Origin of the sequence: Brevibacterium antiquum, assembly GCF_016107655.1 — a bacterium.
Lineage (GTDB): Bacteria > Actinomycetota > Actinomycetes > Actinomycetales > Brevibacteriaceae > Brevibacterium > Brevibacterium antiquum.
In genome coordinates, this window is the sequence record NZ_JABASX010000006.1 from 322,166 (window position 1) to 337,353 (window position 15,188).

Annotated in this window: 14 protein-coding genes; 9 read left to right on the forward strand and 5 right to left on the reverse strand. The window is 62.8% G+C overall.

Features of this window, described 5'->3' with window-relative positions:
• Positions 1-231 precede the first annotated feature (231 nt).
• A complete protein-coding gene (locus tag JFC13_RS12420; RefSeq protein ID WP_198397373.1) occupies positions 232-1,320 on the reverse strand; it encodes a 1-aminocyclopropane-1-carboxylate deaminase in 1,089 nt (362 codons plus the stop codon).
• A gap of 206 nt (positions 1,321-1,526) precedes the next feature.
• On the opposite strand from JFC13_RS12420, the gene JFC13_RS12425 reads away from it, so the two are divergent.
• The 8 genes from JFC13_RS12425 to JFC13_RS12460 all read left to right on the forward strand — a co-directional run bounded on the left by JFC13_RS12425 (position 1,527) and on the right by JFC13_RS12460 (position 9,134).
• Positions 1,527-2,180, forward strand: a complete 654-nt coding sequence (locus JFC13_RS12425; RefSeq protein ID WP_198397374.1) for a GntR family transcriptional regulator — start codon at positions 1,527-1,529, stop codon at positions 2,178-2,180.
• A gap of 121 nt (positions 2,181-2,301) precedes the next feature.
• Positions 2,302-3,261: an alpha/beta hydrolase family esterase gene (locus JFC13_RS12430; RefSeq protein ID WP_198397375.1), complete on the forward strand. Its 960-nt coding sequence runs from the start codon at positions 2,302-2,304 to the stop codon at positions 3,259-3,261.
• 58 nt (positions 3,262-3,319) lie between these two features.
• On the forward strand, positions 3,320-4,066 hold the full coding sequence (locus JFC13_RS12435) for a FadR/GntR family transcriptional regulator (protein ID WP_198397376.1): 747 nt from the start codon (positions 3,320-3,322) through the stop codon (positions 4,064-4,066).
• Positions 4,063-4,911, forward strand: a complete 849-nt coding sequence (locus JFC13_RS12440) for a creatininase family protein (RefSeq protein ID WP_198397377.1) — start codon at positions 4,063-4,065, stop codon at positions 4,909-4,911. Before JFC13_RS12435 ends, JFC13_RS12440 begins: the two co-directional genes overlap by 4 nt.
• A 162-nt stretch (positions 4,912-5,073) precedes the next feature.
• Positions 5,074-6,606 carry an AbgT family transporter gene (locus tag JFC13_RS12445; RefSeq protein ID WP_198397378.1) on the forward strand — a complete coding sequence of 511 codons (1,533 nt, stop codon included), beginning with the start codon at positions 5,074-5,076 and terminating at the stop codon, positions 6,604-6,606.
• 403 nt (positions 6,607-7,009) lie between these two features.
• Positions 7,010-7,627 carry a DUF6230 family protein gene (locus tag JFC13_RS12450; RefSeq protein ID WP_198397379.1) on the forward strand — a complete coding sequence of 206 codons (618 nt, stop codon included), beginning with the start codon at positions 7,010-7,012 and terminating at the stop codon, positions 7,625-7,627.
• Positions 7,627-8,292 (forward strand): DUF6114 domain-containing protein, encoded by a 666-nt coding sequence (locus JFC13_RS12455; RefSeq protein WP_198397380.1) that lies wholly within the window; start codon positions 7,627-7,629, stop codon positions 8,290-8,292. Before JFC13_RS12450 ends, JFC13_RS12455 begins: the two co-directional genes overlap by 1 nt.
• Positions 8,289-9,134, forward strand: a complete 846-nt coding sequence (locus tag JFC13_RS12460; protein WP_198397381.1) for a hypothetical protein — start codon at positions 8,289-8,291, stop codon at positions 9,132-9,134. The genes JFC13_RS12455 and JFC13_RS12460 overlap by 4 nt, the downstream gene beginning before the upstream one ends.
• A 148-nt stretch (positions 9,135-9,282) precedes the next feature.
• Here the strand turns inward: JFC13_RS12460 and JFC13_RS12465 are convergent, their stop codons facing one another.
• From JFC13_RS12465 to JFC13_RS12475, 3 genes are all read right to left on the reverse strand, one after another.
• Positions 9,283-11,028 carry an alanine/glycine:cation symporter family protein gene (locus JFC13_RS12465; protein ID WP_198397412.1) on the reverse strand — a complete coding sequence of 582 codons (1,746 nt, stop codon included), beginning with the start codon at positions 11,026-11,028 and terminating at the stop codon, positions 9,283-9,285.
• 159 nt (positions 11,029-11,187) lie between these two features.
• Positions 11,188-11,940, reverse strand: coding sequence for a type 1 glutamine amidotransferase (locus JFC13_RS12470; RefSeq protein WP_198397382.1), 753 nt, complete (start codon positions 11,938-11,940; stop codon positions 11,188-11,190).
• Positions 11,941-12,198: 258 nt separating this feature from the next.
• The gene (locus JFC13_RS12475) at positions 12,199-12,648 is read right to left on the reverse strand and encodes a DUF2871 domain-containing protein (RefSeq protein WP_198397383.1); all 450 of its coding nucleotides are present in this window, start codon (positions 12,646-12,648) and stop codon (positions 12,199-12,201) included.
• A 145-nt stretch (positions 12,649-12,793) separates the two neighbouring features.
• Here JFC13_RS12475 and JFC13_RS12480 point away from each other — a divergent pair, with 145 nt between their 5' ends.
• A complete protein-coding gene (locus JFC13_RS12480) occupies positions 12,794-13,279 on the forward strand; it encodes a hypothetical protein (RefSeq protein ID WP_198397384.1) in 486 nt (161 codons plus the stop codon).
• A 27-nt stretch (positions 13,280-13,306) separates the two neighbouring features.
• On the opposite strand, the gene JFC13_RS12485 is transcribed toward JFC13_RS12480, so the two are convergent.
• On the reverse strand, positions 13,307-14,812 hold the full coding sequence (locus JFC13_RS12485) for an 8-oxoguanine deaminase (RefSeq protein ID WP_269770036.1): 1,506 nt from the start codon (positions 14,810-14,812) through the stop codon (positions 13,307-13,309).
• Between the last annotated feature and the right edge of the window lie 376 nt (positions 14,813-15,188).

The window sequence follows — 15,188 nt, forward strand, 5'->3', positions numbered from 1 at the left end:
GGAACCTGGGGGAATCATCAGTTCGCGACAGACCGGACCACCCTCGCCGAGGTTGTGCGGATTTCGCGGGTGATGTCACGAAATCCGCATCCACGGCTAGACGCACTCACGATATCTGCACCGCGTCGTGGCGCTCATTCAACGCTGAGTCAGGTTTTCGCGTCAAGGCAACAGCGAAATTCTGACTCAGCGTTGAACGAGGCGGCCTGTTCTCCGTTGTGACGGAACGCCTCAGAAGATCGAGCTGTAGGCATTGAGGGCCAGCTGTCCGCCGAGGTGGGCATAGAGAACCGTCGACTCCTTCGCCACCGCGCCCCGGTCTTCAGCACCAGGCTGGCCTTCGACGTCAGACTGGCCTTCGACGTCAGCCTGACCGTCGACATCAGCGCGTCCGACGAGGTCGAGGAGGCCGGCCATCGACTTGCCCTCGTAGACAGGGTCGAGGATGACACCTTCGAGTTCCGCGGTTGTGCGGATCGCGTTGATGGTCGATTCATCGGGGATGCCGTAGGCCGGGCCTTCCCAGCCGGGACGGATATCGACATCAGCGTCGGTGATCTCCCGTCCGAGTCCGATGAGACCTGCCGCGTTGTTCGCGATGCGTTTGACCTGATCACGGGTCTTGTCCAGGGTCGCCGAGGCGTCGATGCCGATGACCTGGCGGTGTGGACCTCCGGCCGCCTCGAGCGCGGCGAAGCCTGCGATCATTCCCGCGTGGGTGGAACCGGTGACCGTGCATACGATGATCGTGTCGAAGAAGACGCCGAGCTCCTTCTCCTGCTCTGCGACCTCATAGGCCCAGTTGACGAAACCGAGTGCACCGAACTTGTGCTCGGAGGCACCGGCCGGAATGGGGTAGGGCCTGCCGCCCGCAGCCTCGACCTCGGCGATGGCGTTCTCCCAGCTGGAGCGGATGCCGATGTCGAACCCGGCCGAGTCGAGGTGCACATCGGCACCCATGATGCGCGAGAGTTCGATGTTGCCGACCTTGTCGTTGACCGGGTCGTCCCAGTCGACCCAGCGCTCCTGCACGAGGCGCGACTTCAGTCCGAGGTGGGCCGCGACGGCCGCGACCTGCCGGGTGTGGTTCGACTGGTAGCCGCCGATCGAGACGAGCGTGTCCGCCCCGGAGGCGAGGATGTCGGGAACGATGTACTCGAGCTTGCGGGTCTTGTTGCCCCCGAACGCGAGACCGGAGTTCACGTCCTCTCGCTTGGCCCACACCCGAGCCCCGCCGAGGTGGTCGCTCAGTCGCTTCAGCTCGTGGACCGGGCTGGGCCCGAAGGTCAGCGGGTAGCGTTCGAAATCGGTGATTGGCATGGTGTCCTCTTCGTCTGGTGGTACTGGAGGCTGGAGAGCAGTTGCTTCAAGCTGTTGTCGATACGTCTCTACGATATGCAATATATTGCATTCCGGTGGCGACTACAATGGCACAAGCGCTACGTCCCACATGCCAGTACAACTGGATGCGATGCCCGGACTGCCCAATAAGCCAACCCCGATGCGAGGACCAAGAGAGGTCGAGAGTGCCGATTCCCACGAACGCGCCGATCCCCCAGCGAAGGCTGCTGCGCGATGACGTCTATCGCTCGATCCGCGACGCCATCGTTCGGGGCCAACTGGCTCCCGGGGAACAGCTGCGCGACCAGGAGCTGGGCGCATGGCTGCAGGTCTCACGCACTCCCGTCCGGGAGGCCCTTCAGCGTCTGGCGCAGGCCGGCTTGATCCTGGCCGAGCCGGGGCGCATGACCCGCGTGGCACCGGAGAATCCCGAGGCAGTCATCCACGCCCGCCAGATCGCGGCTCAGCTGCACGCTCTAGCCATGAGCCTCGCATTCCCGCACCTCAACGCATCCGATATCTCCGAAATGGAAGCCGCCAACGAAGAGCTGAGATGGGCCCTGCGCAATGCCGACATCGACGCGGCCATCACCGCCGATGATGCATTCCATGAGGTCGCCCTGGCTCGCAGCGGCAACCCCCTCATTCCCGATCATCTCGAGGTCGTCACCGCGACACTGCGGCGAGCCGAGTACCTGCATTTCGACTCCGTCAAGGGATCTGCCTCGCCCGGGCAGCACGCGGAGATCGTTGCCGCCGTCCGTGCCGGCGACGCCGACCTGGCGATCGCACTGACATGCGAGAACTGGTCAACGCTCACCAGCCATAGGGCCGACTGAGCCCACATGCCGACCCAACCGAGATCTAGTTCGCGCTCAAAATAATTCATCAAGTGATTAGAGGACTCGTGTATTGTGATGCCCACGATCACCGACGATCAAAGGAAGAACATTGCATTCGATGATGAAACGCATACTGCCCGTCAGCTTGGTCCTGACCCTCCTGCTCGGCCTGGCACTTGCACTCACACCGCGAACCGATGCCGCCGCCTCCCCGCCCGGCCAAGCCGCGAGTCGGCACTCAACGGGATGCGGTGTCGAGAAGAAGCCTGGGAACGACCAGGGCACGATCACCTCGGCGGGCGACGAACGAACCTACCGGGTCAACATCCCCCGCGACTACGACTTCACCGCCCCGCTGCCGCTGATCCTCGGCTTCCACGGCAGAGGCTCCGACGGGGCGGAGTTTCAGAACTACACCGGACTCCCCGAACTGCCTGCCATCACGGTCTTCCCCGACGGCATCGCCGAGGACGGAAAACGTGCCTGGCAGGGCGCGCCATACGCCGGCGGAGCCGACGACGTGCGCTTCGTCGCCGATCTGCTCGACTCGATCGAGAGCGAATTCTGCATCGATCTCGATCGCGTCTATGCGACTGGAAAGTCCAACGGCGGCGGGATGGTCTCGGTCCTTGCCTGCCAGCTGCGGGACAGATTCTCCGCCTTCGCCACCGTCGCAGGCGCCTACTATCCGCAGTCCTTCGCGGGATGTGACTACTCCGAGCCGACGCCGATGCTCGCCATTCACGGCACGGGCGACGCCACCATGCACTACGAGGGAGGCGAGCGCCAAGGTGAGATCTATCCGGCAGTGCGCACCTGGCTGGAGCCTTGGACAGAGGCCGCAGGCTGCACGGGTTCGAAGGACAGGAAAGTCGGCAAGAAGGGTGAGAAAGTCGTGCGCACCCAATGGCAGAACTGCCAAGACGGGGCCGATGTCGAACTCTATTCTGTTGCCGACGGCGGGCACGTCTGGCCAGGTGAGACCATGTACAGCGGAGGCGGTTATGTCACGCAGGACTTCTCCGCCACAAAGACGATATGGACCTTCTTCGAGAGTCACCCACGCATCCACAAGTGACCCTTGACACTCGATTCACTAAGTGATTAGATGACTTAAACACTTGAAGGAGAGTGCCATGACAGCACCCATCGGACTCGTCGAACGTCTCACTCGTGAGATCGTCGAAACCATTCGCTCACAGAACCTGCAACCCGGCCAGACCCTGCCCTCGGCCAAAGCTCTGGCAGAACGCTTCGAGGTCACAGTCCCCACCGTCCGCGAGGCCCTGCGCCGCCTCGAGGCCACCGGATCGGTCGAACTCAAGCACGGTTCCGGGACCTATGTGCGGGAGGCGATCAACCGTCGGATCCTCGACAACCCGCACTATGTGCCCGTCGACCTCGCCGCCGCCATCGAGCTGCTCGATGCGCGCATCGCCATCGAACCCGGCATCGCGGAACTTGCGGCGAGCGTCCAGGGCAAGGACGCCGTGCAGACGATGGAGACCGCGGTCGACAATGCTCTGCAGCTGCACACCGAGGTGCCTGCGGGGCACTTCCACGTGGAGCTGGCCAAGGCCTCGGGAAACCGGGCCCTGCACGAGATGCTCGTCTCGCTGCTGGCCATCCACTCCCGCACTCAGCAGGCGGCTCGGTTCACCTACGACCGTCTCCGCGACCACGATGAGCACGCCGACATCCTCGATGCCATCAAGCGCGGCGACGGACTCGAAGCCTCACATCGGACCCGTAAGCACCTCGAGAGCATCAGGGCCGCCGTCCTCGCCGACTGGTCGGAACGCACCGACGCCGAGGAGGCCACCGCCGCCGAGTCCCTCGCGGCGACCGAATCGCGCGCACTCACCGAAGGAACCGAGCAGTGACCCGTCAGAGCGTGACCGAGATCCGACCACAGGTTCGCAAGTACGGGCAGCTGACCTCGCTCGAGGTCGACGTCGCGAAGGAGGACAACGCTCTCCTCATCCTGCCGGTCGGTGCCTGCGAGCAGCACGGCGACGGACTCCCCCTGAGCACCGACAGCATCCGAGCCGACCATGTGGCCATGGCGGTGGCCGAAGAACTAGCAGTGGCTGAAGATCTAGCAGGGGCCGACGATCTGGCCGGCAGTGACAGAACCGTGCCTGGCAGGGCCTTCGTCCTCCCGAGCATCGACTACGGGGTGTCTCCTCATCACGGGAATCTGCCCGGGACGGTGAGCCTCGATCCGCGGACCTTCGTCGACATCGTCACCACGGTCGCCGGCCAGCTCTGCGACTCCGGTTTCACCCGCATCCTGGTGATCACCGGCCACGGGGGCAATATCGCCGCCCTCGGCGTCGCCCAACAGGTGCTGCTGAGTTCCCACCCGGATCTCGCCTTCGCCTACTCACCGGTCAGCGGCCTGGCCACCGAGACCACTGCGACGCTGCCCCGCACCGAAGTCAGCGGACACTCCGGGGAATCAGAGACCTCGCAGATGCTGGCCATCGATGACCGCCTCGTCGACTCTGCCCATCTGAGCGCCGGAGCCACAGTATTGGACGAACTGTCTCCGCGGGCGCGACTGACCCGGACCAAATCACCGTCGAGTGCCGTCACCTTCGACCAATACTCCGACAACGGGGTCCTCGGGGATCCACGCACCGCCACGGCCGCGGCCGGGCAGGACATCCTCGGCGAGGTCGTCTCTGCACTTGTCGCCTACTCCCGGGAGATGCTGCGCCTATGACAGGCTATGCCGCCTGATCTTCGCACTCGTTTGCCCCAACAGACTTCCGCCACTGCCACATCTTCCCCATCTCAGTCCCACCTCTCTGACCAATGGAGTTCACGGGTAGCGCCGAGTCGTGCCCAAAGGCTCCTTCATCACCTGGACAAACAGGAGCCAGCCATGGAAACGACCACCACCGACAAACCCACTCAGGAACGACTCCCGGGCGTCATCCGATTCCTCAACGTTATCGAGAACGTCGGCAACCGACTCCCGCACCCCTTCTGGCTGTTCTGGATCCTGGCAGGAATCCTCGCCGTCCTCAGCCTCGTCCTCTCCGTCATGGGAGTCGGGGTCAACGACCCCGGCACAGGGGAATGGACACCGGTCAACAACCTGCTCAGCGGCGACGGGATCGCGATGGCGGTGAGCACCTCGCTCGATGCCTACCAGTCCTTCCCACCGCTGATCACGATCATGGTCGTCATCATGGGCGTGGCCCTGGCAGAGCGCACCGGACTCCTGTCCACGGCGATGAAGGTCTCGATCGCGAGAGTCCCCGCATCCCTCATCGTCTTCACCGTCGCGTTCATGGGAACGGTCTCCCACGTTGCTTCGGCCGCGGCCTACGTCATCCTCGTCCCGCTCGGCGGCATGGTGTTCAAGGCGGTCGGCCGCTCCCCCGTCCTCGGCGTCATCGTCGCGTACACCTCGATCGCCTCGGGATATGACGCCAGCCCGATCCCGACTCCCAATGATGCGATCTTCGCGGGAATCACCTCGGCGGCGGCCCACATCATCGATCCCGACTATCTGGTCACCCCGATCGGCAACTGGTACTTCAACATCGCCAGCTCAATCCTGTTGGCCATCGTCATCACCATCGTCACCGAACTTGTGCTCACGAAGCGGCAGAACCTCGAAGCTGACGAGGACGCCGAGCACGAAGACCTCGTCATCACGGAGAGGGAACGCTCGGCCCTGCGGTACTCGATGTTCGCTGTGATCGCGATGCTCCTCTTCGTCGTCGTCCTGGTGGTCCCGGACAATGCTCCCCTGCGCGGAGACGGCCCCATCGGAGAGTCACCGTTCCTGACCGGCATCGCGTTCATCATCGCCATGCTCTTCGGTGTCGGCGGCATGGTCTACGGGTTCCGTGAGGGCACGATCGAGAAGTTCGCCGACGTCCCCAAGCTCATGAGCCAGGGCATCGTGTCCATGGCCCCGGTCCTCGTCCTGTTCTTCGCGATCGCGCAGTTCCTCGAGTACTTCGAGTGGACGAACATCGGCATGCTGGTTTCCGTGTCGAGCTCGGAACTGTTCACCGGCCTCGGACTGCCCACATGGGTCATCTTCATCCTCGTGCTGCTCGTCCTCTCCGTCGTCAACGTCCTCATCACTTCCGGATCGGCCATGTGGGCGATCATGGCCCCGGTCATCGTGCCGATGCTCATGCTCCTCGACGTTCCGCCTGAGACCTCGCAGGCGATCTTCCGCATCGCCGATTCGGGCTCGACTGCGATCACCCCGATGAGCCCCTACTTCATCCTTGCCCTCGGCTTCATGCAGCGTTATCAGAAGTCCGCCGGCATCGGCACCCTTGCCTCCCACACCCTGCCGCTGGCGGTGTGCATGACGATCATGTGGAGCCTGCTCTTCTTCCTCTGGTGGGGCCTGGGCATCCCGCTCGGCCCTGACGCTCCGGTGCGGTGATGCGTCACCACGCCATCCGCACCTGCCCTGGCCGCGGATCCCATTGAGACCATTGCTGTTGTTGCGAAGGTGCACTGCGGCGGCGCTCGGGCACCGAACATCATCGCAGCGCGCGAAACACCGCGGACGACATTCGCTCGCCACTCGTCTACAGGTTGGCCTGCGCAATGGTTCCCTGAAATGGGTTCATCTGCTGGTGAGGCCCCTTGTTTCTGGTCTCAGCAGCGATAGCACAAGGGGCGTTTCCACAGGCGATGTCCGAAGAACGTCGAAGAAAGTTATTGACTCGACACAATCGACCGATATACTCGTCGGTAATACCCCGCAGTAACATACATCACAACGCGACGAGATACGTCACGATGCGATGCTGACATAGCTGTCGGCATCCGGAGGAGGATCAATGAAGTTCCCAAAGCTCGCCAGCAGCATCAGCGCGGTCGGCAAATCCCACGCAGGGCGGATCGCTTTGGTAGCGATTCCTACCGGCGTTGTCTCCGCCATCCTGATGGGCGGGGTTGCTCAGGGTGCAGTACCTGTTTCATTCGCCATATCGGGAAGCCAGTTCAAGATCAGCTCCACACAGCTCGAGGGAACAGATTTCTCCCAGTACAGCGGGTTCGCCAAGGACGCAGAGGGTGCAAAGCACTCCGTCGTGACCGCCAACATCGGCAACGCCACGCTCGAAAATCTCTGCCAGTCTGCAGTCGCGGACACCCCGATGGGCAAGGTGGGCGTTCTCATCAAGGCTGGCGGAAAAGGCGAGCCGGCATCGGCCAAGAACCTTCAGATCGGCATGACGGGACTCAAGGGCGACGCCGAGTTCAAGAACATCCGCATCGGCGTGGACGCTTCCGACGTCAACACCAAGGAAAAAGGGTCCAAGGGCGACTTCGCCCAGGACGCCGACACGATCTCGATCAAGGACTTGAAACAGGACTCGTGGAGCACCACGGCCTCGGTGTTCACCCTGAAGGACATGGAGCTGAAGCTCACTGACGGATCCGAGAAGTGCTTCTGATGAAGGAGGCCGCAATCAGCGATCAGCAGACCGACAAGCCGGAGGGCGCCGAGCAGCGAACGAGCCTGCTCGCGCTGTCCCGCCGGTCGCGCCGCAACAGTGAACGCGAGGAGGCCAAGCCCGAATCGACCGTTGAGACGGCTGAATTCGATGCTGCAGCATCCGGTCGCGAGGACGCCGGTCCTGAGAATGCCGCGCGCGAAGAAGCCGGTCGTGAGGATGCCCCAAAGCGTCGCCGCTTCCGGAACTGGCGTCTCCAGCGCCCCTTCATCGGCGGGGTGCTGGCCGCGCTCGGGGGGATCGAGCTCTTCTTCTCCGGGCAGCTCGACACAGGCAACCTGCAAATCCAGTTCGGCATCGAAGGGTTGCAGGCCACGGTCATTCCGATCGCCCTCGTGGTGCTCGGGCTCTTGGCGATCTTCAAGCCCACGCATCACGTGTTCTACGGGATCATCGCCCTCGTTCTTGCTGTCTACTCGCTCGTCGGGGTCAACCTCGGTGGGTTCATCCTCGGTATGCTGCTGTCCTCCATCGGATCGATCCTCGTGGTCGCCTGGATGGGACCTCGGGCGCCGAAGTCCGATGCTCAAGGCTCGGACGCTCAGGCACCAGCTGCCGGGCGGAGGGAAGACACTCAATCCGCAGGTGAAGAGGGCGCTGCATGAGGGCGCCCAGCCGCCGCACGGCGTCGCTCTTGGCGGCAGCAGTCCTCATCGTCCCCTCGGCCGTGGGAGTGACAGCGGCAGCACCCGCTCAGTCGTCCCCGCTGTGCACTCCGCTGCTCGGATGCGAAAGTTCGGATTCGACTGAGCCGGGGTCGGATGACACGAAGCCCAAAGCACCGATCTCTCCGGAGATTCCTGTGAAGCCGAAGACCCCGGAATCGCCGGGACCCACGGACGAACCGACAGAGACGCCCACAGACGGACCGTCCGAGACACCTACGGACGGACCGACTGAGACGCCGACGAATGAACCGACGACGGAGCCCACCGATCCCGGTGGGTTGGGAGTCAAAGACCCGGACGAGAAGTCGGATGAAGAGCTCAACGGCGACTTCCCGAAGGATGCGCAGCTCGATGAGAATGCTCCGATCTTCACGAAGACTCCGGCGGCAATGGGGTCTGAGTCACTGTCCTTCAAGGGGCTCAGCGGGATCTCGTTCGCAGCTGTTCCGACCGCCGACGGCGGGAAGATCACCACGCTGAAGATCCAGGCTGATGAGATAACAATCTCCGGGTTCTCACTCACGGTGCGCCCGCCGGAGGAGAAGGAAGGACTGTTGACCACTGCTGACACAATGACGCTCAAGGGCGATGTCACGGTGTACATCGGTTCGATCACCGCCACGACGAAGAACGGCGATTCGCTGACCCTGGGTCCCGAAACGCCGCCGACCATGGACGATGTCGAACCGGGGCTCCTGCGAGTCACGATGGGACTGGTCGGTACCACAGCCGATTCGATCAACTACTCGAACACAGACCAGGAGCTCAAGAAAGCCTGATCACACCCGCGTCGACTCGTTCGTCGCAGGCGCGTCACCCAACAGAGGCCCGTCGTTTCCCAGCATTGCGTACTGCTGGGAAACGACGGGCCTCTTCGGTGTGAGGATATTGGTGTCGGGATACGCGGAACTTTTCAGCTGCCGTTCTTCAGCTGCCCTTCTGGGCACGCTCCAGCTTCTTCGCCTTGAGGGAGTCCCGGACCTCACGCAGCTTGTCGCGCTTTCGCCGGCGGCCCGCCTCAGCGGCTCTGATCTGATCGGCTGTCGGCTCATGATCGCCCATGCCGACCTGCAGCTCTTCGGGAGTGATCTCCCGCATCACACCGGCGTCGATCTTCTTCCGCAGGCGCAGAATCTCAAGCCGCAGGATCCGCGACAGGAAGTAGAGTCCCAGCAGGTTGGGGAAGGCCATGAGGAAGAAGATCGCATCTGAGAACGCAATGACAGACTCAAGCGACATCGAGGCGCCGACGATCACGGCCAGGATCCAGAAGACTTGATAGGCCTTGTCGGCCTTCTTCGAGTTCCCCGTCAGGTACCCCAGGGCCTGTTGGCCGTAGTACCCGTAGGCGAGGATCGTTGAGAAGGCGAAGAGGACCACGCAGATCGTCAGCAGGATCGGGAACCAGCCGGCCACCGTACCGAACGCTTCGGAGGTCAGTCCGATCCCGTCCTCGGATGTCGACTCGTAGAGGCCTGTGGTGATAATCGCCAGGGAGGTCAGGGTGCAGATGATGACGGAGTCGATGAGCGGCTCCCACATCGCCACAAAGCCCTCGGTCGCGGGTTTCGTCGTCTTCGATGCGGCATGGGCCATACCGGCCGAACCGACGCCTGCCGCGTTTGAGAACAAGGCACGCTGGATGCCGACGATGGCGACGCCGATGAGTCCACCGGTCACCCCGTCGGGGCTGAATGCCCCGGTGAACATCAGCACGAATGCGTGCGGGATCTCGCTGGCATTCATGGTCAGGATGACGACGACGCTGAGGAAGTAGAGGATCGCCATCATCGGGGTGAGCTTCGAGGTCCACTGCCCGATCTTCTTGATTCCGCCGAGGATGACCAGTGCCGTCAGTGCTGCGATGACTGCGCCGATGAGCCACAGCTTGTCGTCGAAGAAACTGTTCTCACCGCCGGTGGCCTTGACGAGGATCGACGCCGCCTGGTTGGCCTGGAACAGGTTGCCCGCACCGATCACACCGATGACGGTGGTCGCGGCGTAGAAGACCGCGAGGAACTTGCCCAACTTCGGGCGTCCGATCTCGGCCAGCCCGTCTCGCAGGTAGTACATGGGTCCACCAGAGACAGTGCCGTCGGCGTGGATCTTGCGGTATTTCACTCCGAGCGTGGCTTCGGCCATCTTCACCGACATAGCGAAGAATCCGAAGATGATGATCCACAGGGCAGCACCCGGCCCGCCGATGGTGATCGCGACGGCCACACCGGCGATATTGCCGAGTCCCACAGTGCCGGAGAGCTCCGTGGCGAGCGCCTGGAAGCTCGAGACCTGACCAGGATCGGTCTTGCGGGTGAAGCGTCCGCGGATGATTCCGAGTGAATACTTCAGCCCCCTGACCGGCTGGAACCTCAGGTAAATGGTCAGGAAGACCGCGGCCGCCATGAGCCAGACGACGATGAGGGGTATACCGAGCCCGCCGATGTTGAGTTCGAAGAACACGATGTTGCTGAAGGCCTGTGCAATCGGGCCGAAGAACGATTCGATCGCCTGATCGACGCCGGAGGCGGCGGTGATGTCGGAGGCGGTGATGTCTGCAGTCGCAGAAATATCGGCGGCTGGTGAGGTGGGGATCATCCGATCTGCGCTGATCGGAAGGGCATCCAGGACATCGGTGTCGTGGATCTGGGCAGAGTTTTCAATTATGGGATTCATTCTCACGGGCGCTTGCTAGCGATTCGTCCGGAGGATCGGTCCGGCACCGGCGCCTGACAACAACCTAGCAAGAACGCCGCAAGCTGTCAGCTAATATTCAGCTTTCAACGGGGCCTAGGCCACTGTGCCGTTTCCGAAATCACCGCGCTCTTCCACAGGTCACTGCCGTCCGCGCAGGAAGTGAACGAAGCTGTGCGCAAGTGTCTGGTTGATCCGGATCAGATCGGCGTCCGCCTCGGCTACCTCCGTCTTGATGGACTCGTTGGTTTTGCCGTCGGGCAGCCGCAACGGGTCCGAGCTCAGCCACTGCTGAACCTGCGTGGCGTCCGATTCGGGATGGAACTGTGTCCCCCACGCGAATTCCCCTACCCGGTAACCCTGGATCGGAGCATCGGACCCGGTGACCAGGAGTTCACCGCTGTCCGGCAGCTCCATCTCCTCCTGGTGGAAGAGGACCGCCGGAAATGTCTCCCCTGCAACTGCGCAGAACACTGGGTCCTCCTCGCCCGCCGAGGTGGTGTGCAGATCGTAGATCCCGATCTGCGGGTGTTCCCGGCGGATGATCTTCGCCGAGGTGGCCGCGGCCAGGAGCTCCCCGCCGAGGCAGATGTTGAAGCTCGGGAACTCCCCCGCCGCCGATCGCTGCAACAGGTCCCTGACCTGGGGCAGCCATGGATTGACGGTGTCCTCGAGTGGCCCGGCAGACCCGCCGAGGACGAGAAGAGCGTCATAGCTGTCACTTTCAGCGGAGCCGACAGGCGCAGGCGAGCCGTCGAGAGCGGAAGGAATCTCATCGCCGAGGTAGGGACGAATGACAACCACCTCGGCGCCAGCTTCGCTCAGCCACTCGCCGAACCTCTTCGGGCCAGCGCCGCTCTCGTGTTCGATGACCAGGATTCTCACTTCGCTCATGCCGCCATTGTCACCGATGCGAACCGGCGCCGTCGACAGAGTCTCGAAACCGAGACTGGCTTGAAGCCGACAAGGTCTCGAAACCGACACTGCGTTGACGCCGACGGCGCCGTGAATCTGTCACCGTGACACATAGGCACACGAAACTGGGCCCGTACTCAACGATGACGTCGTTGAACACGGGCCCCGGCACCACCTCGGCGGCGGTATTTGAGTGGTTATTCCGAATTGGGATCTGAACTGAGATCCGAGGGGTGGTCAGCCGGCGATTGACCGGGCTGTGGCCGTGGTGACGGCCTTATCGGCGACGATGGCCTTGCGCAGTGACAGGAAGAGCAGAACCATGCCGACGGAGAGTGCGATGTGCCCGAGTCCGGCGATGCCGGAGATCATGGCGCTGGACTCCTGGCCGAGGACAGTGAGCATGCCGTGCCAGACCATGGTGCCTGAAGTGAGGATGATGCCGGCGTTGTAGGTCCAGAAGAACCAGGAGAACATCTTGGTGCCCGAGAGGCCGAAGACCTTGTCGAGGACGAGGACGATGAGCAGGACGATGAAGCCGAGCGTGAGCAGATGGGTGTGGACGACGCTGAGCTGGGTGAAGCCTCCTTCTGGGAAATCGTTGGCCTTGGTGAACTCCCGGTAGAACAGGCCGGAGAGGACGCCGATGATCATGTATGCGAATGCCGCGTTGAATATTTTCTTCATGCTTCTACTTCATCAAGATCCGGCATTCGAATCCTGACCCAGAGGATTGAACTCTTATCCCAACTTTTGATTGATGTTCGTCCTCACACCCTCAAACCTCCCGATTTCGCAGGGTATCCGGGTCGACGACGGTTAGCCTGAAAGCATGTCCATGGAGAATCTGTTCGCAAAGATCGACCGCATCGCGGGTGGCAGCAAGGCAGGACTCATCGTTCCTGCCGAAGGGCTCGCCCACCCGAAGACTCAGCGCGCATTCGCGTGGATCACAGGGCTGCTCGCCTTCGAGCTGGTCCTCGGCGTCGGGGCCGTCGTCTTCGCTGTCATCATCGCCCGCGCGGGCGAACCCGTGCCGTTCGCAGTCTGGATGCGTACCGTCGTCGTTCTCGGAATGACCGCCACCCTGTTCTACTTCTTCTGGCGCTCGACGAAGGGCTATTACTGGGGCTACCAGCGACTGCGCCTCTTCGCCCAGATCTTCCCGGTGATTACCCTCGTCATGGCGGCCATCCCCGGCCTCTATCCGGTCTGGATGATCACCGAGCAGATCGTCTTCAGCCTCATCATGATCGGCGTCGGTGATTTCCTCACCAGCGATCATATGCGCGAGGTGTTCCGCAAGCCCGAGAGCTGAGGGCGGGCTGGGCCCGTGGGCTGGGTCTCAGCCGGCCACGAGCTTGCGAGCCTCCTCCTGGTGGGCCGCGATGAGCGCTTCCTTATCCAGCTGTACCCCGTTGCTGCCGATCGCATTGCCGTCGAGCACTCGCCACTGACCGGCGACCATCACCCGATCTGCCTTCTCCGCCCCGCAGAGCACGAGGGCAGGAATCGGATCGTGTGAGCCGGAGAAGGCGAGTCCGTCGAGGCGGAACATCGCCAGGTCTGCTTGCTTGCCGACCTCGATCCGACCGACGTCATCACGGCCCAGCGCCGCCGCGGATCCGCGAGTGGCCCAGTCGAGCACGCGAGCGCAGGTGACATCAGCCGAGCCGTAGCGCAGGCGCTGGATGTAGAGCGCCTGCCGGACTTCACGGATGAGGTTCGAGGCATCGTTCGACGCCGAGCCATCGACGCCGAGGCCGACGTTGACACCTGCGTCCTCGAGCTCGACAGCCCGAGCGATGCCCGAGGCCAGGCGCATGTTCGACGTCGGGCAGTGCGCCACGGAGGCACCGGCCTCGCCGAGGCGGGTGATCTCATCCGTATCGAAGTGGACACCGTGGGCCAGCCACGATCGGTCACTCAACCACCCCACGGACTCGAGATAGTCGACGGTGCGCAGCCCGAATCGTTCGCGGCAGAACTCCTCCTCGTCGAGGGTCTCTGCAAGGTGCGTATGGAGTCGGACGTCGAGTTCCTCGGCGAGAATCGCGCTTTCGCGCATGAGTTCGGTGGTCACGGAGAAGGGCGAGCAGGGGGCGAATCCGATCTGCACCTGCGCCCCGGCGCCCCGTTCGTGATAGGCCTCGACGAGGCGGCGGGAGTCGGCAAGGATGACGTCGGCATCCTGCACGGTCTGCTGCGGCGGCAGCCCGCCGTCCTTCTCGCCCAGGGACATGGACCCGCGGGTGAGCATGGCGCGCATGCCGAGCTTCCTGGTCACCTCGACTTGGATATCGATCGCATCGTCCATTCCGGTCGGGAACAGATAGTGGTGGTCGGCGGCTGTCGTGCACCCGGACTCGAGGAGTTCGGCCATAGCCACAGTAGTGGCCAGCTCAAGAGCCTTCGGCGTCAGTCGGGCCCAGACCGGGTACAGGTTTGTCAGCCACCCGAAGAGTGGCAGGTCCGCCACGGGAGCCCACGCTCGTGTCAGGGTCTGGTAGAAGTGATGGTGAGTGTTGATGAGCCCTGGAGTGATGACATGCGCACTCGCATCGACCACCTCGGCGACGGACTGTGCCCCTCCAGTGGGCTCGCCACCTACAGGGACAAGTTCGACGATCGTCCCGGATTGCCTATCGACGACGATTCCGCCGGAAGCTTGCGCCGGATCGGTGTCGCGGCCGAGGTGGACGGCCATGGGATTGCGCAGCCACAGAGTGGAGCCATTCGCAGCGCCAGCCGTCGGGGTGCTGGCTGCCGGGGTGCCAGCTGTTCGGGTGCTGGCTGCCGGGGTGCCAGCTGCAGTCGTACTGGGTAGTGGGGATTCGATACCTGTGGTCATATCTGCCGCCTTTCAGTGCTGATTCGGCCGAATCATCACATCGACCGTTGTGCGGCGACACGACTGGGGGCGAATCGCCGCCAGCTCAGGTTTCTCGGCGTCTGCTGCTCCGCCGTCCGGTGAAGATGTACGGGACGCAGGTCCGCGAGTGAGTTCTGCGCTCGAGGTGATACCGCGCTCTGCCCCCTAGCTCCAGGCTCTACCGCCCAGCTCCAGGTTCTGCACCTCAGGTGGGACTTATTTGTCCTCCGAGGCATCCACCGGCAAGACTGCACTCTAGCATGTGCGGCAGATCACGAAATGAGTTTGCCATCCTTTCATCATTCACCTAGCATTTTGCGATAAGGAAATATACTTTCACATCTTGGAAGTATTC

What these genes read in the sequence shown, in the direction of transcription:
- JFC13_RS12420 (WP_198397373.1), bottom strand. Translation starts at nt 1,320, where the DNA reads ATGCCAATCACCGATTTCGAACGCTACCCGCTGACCTTCGGGCCCAGC.
- JFC13_RS12430 (WP_198397375.1), top strand. Translation starts at nt 2,302, where the DNA reads ATGATGAAACGCATACTGCCCGTCAGCTTGGTCCTGACCCTCCTGCTC.
- JFC13_RS12435 (WP_198397376.1), top strand. Translation starts at nt 3,320, where the DNA reads ATGACAGCACCCATCGGACTCGTCGAACGTCTCACTCGTGAGATCGTC.
- JFC13_RS12445 (WP_198397378.1), top strand. Translation starts at nt 5,074, where the DNA reads ATGGAAACGACCACCACCGACAAACCCACTCAGGAACGACTCCCGGGC.
- JFC13_RS12450 (WP_198397379.1), top strand. Translation starts at nt 7,010, where the DNA reads ATGAAGTTCCCAAAGCTCGCCAGCAGCATCAGCGCGGTCGGCAAATCC.
- JFC13_RS12455 (WP_198397380.1), top strand. Translation starts at nt 7,627, where the DNA reads ATGAAGGAGGCCGCAATCAGCGATCAGCAGACCGACAAGCCGGAGGGC.
- JFC13_RS12460 (WP_198397381.1), top strand. Translation starts at nt 8,289, where the DNA reads ATGAGGGCGCCCAGCCGCCGCACGGCGTCGCTCTTGGCGGCAGCAGTC.
- JFC13_RS12465 (WP_198397412.1), bottom strand. Translation starts at nt 11,028, where the DNA reads ATGAATCCCATAATTGAAAACTCTGCCCAGATCCACGACACCGATGTC.
- JFC13_RS12470 (WP_198397382.1), bottom strand. Translation starts at nt 11,940, where the DNA reads ATGAGCGAAGTGAGAATCCTGGTCATCGAACACGAGAGCGGCGCTGGC.
- JFC13_RS12475 (WP_198397383.1), bottom strand. Translation starts at nt 12,648, where the DNA reads ATGAAGAAAATATTCAACGCGGCATTCGCATACATGATCATCGGCGTC.
- JFC13_RS12480 (WP_198397384.1), top strand. Translation starts at nt 12,794, where the DNA reads ATGTCCATGGAGAATCTGTTCGCAAAGATCGACCGCATCGCGGGTGGC.
- JFC13_RS12485 (WP_269770036.1), bottom strand. Translation starts at nt 14,812, where the DNA reads ATGACCACAGGTATCGAATCCCCACTACCCAGTACGACTGCAGCTGGC.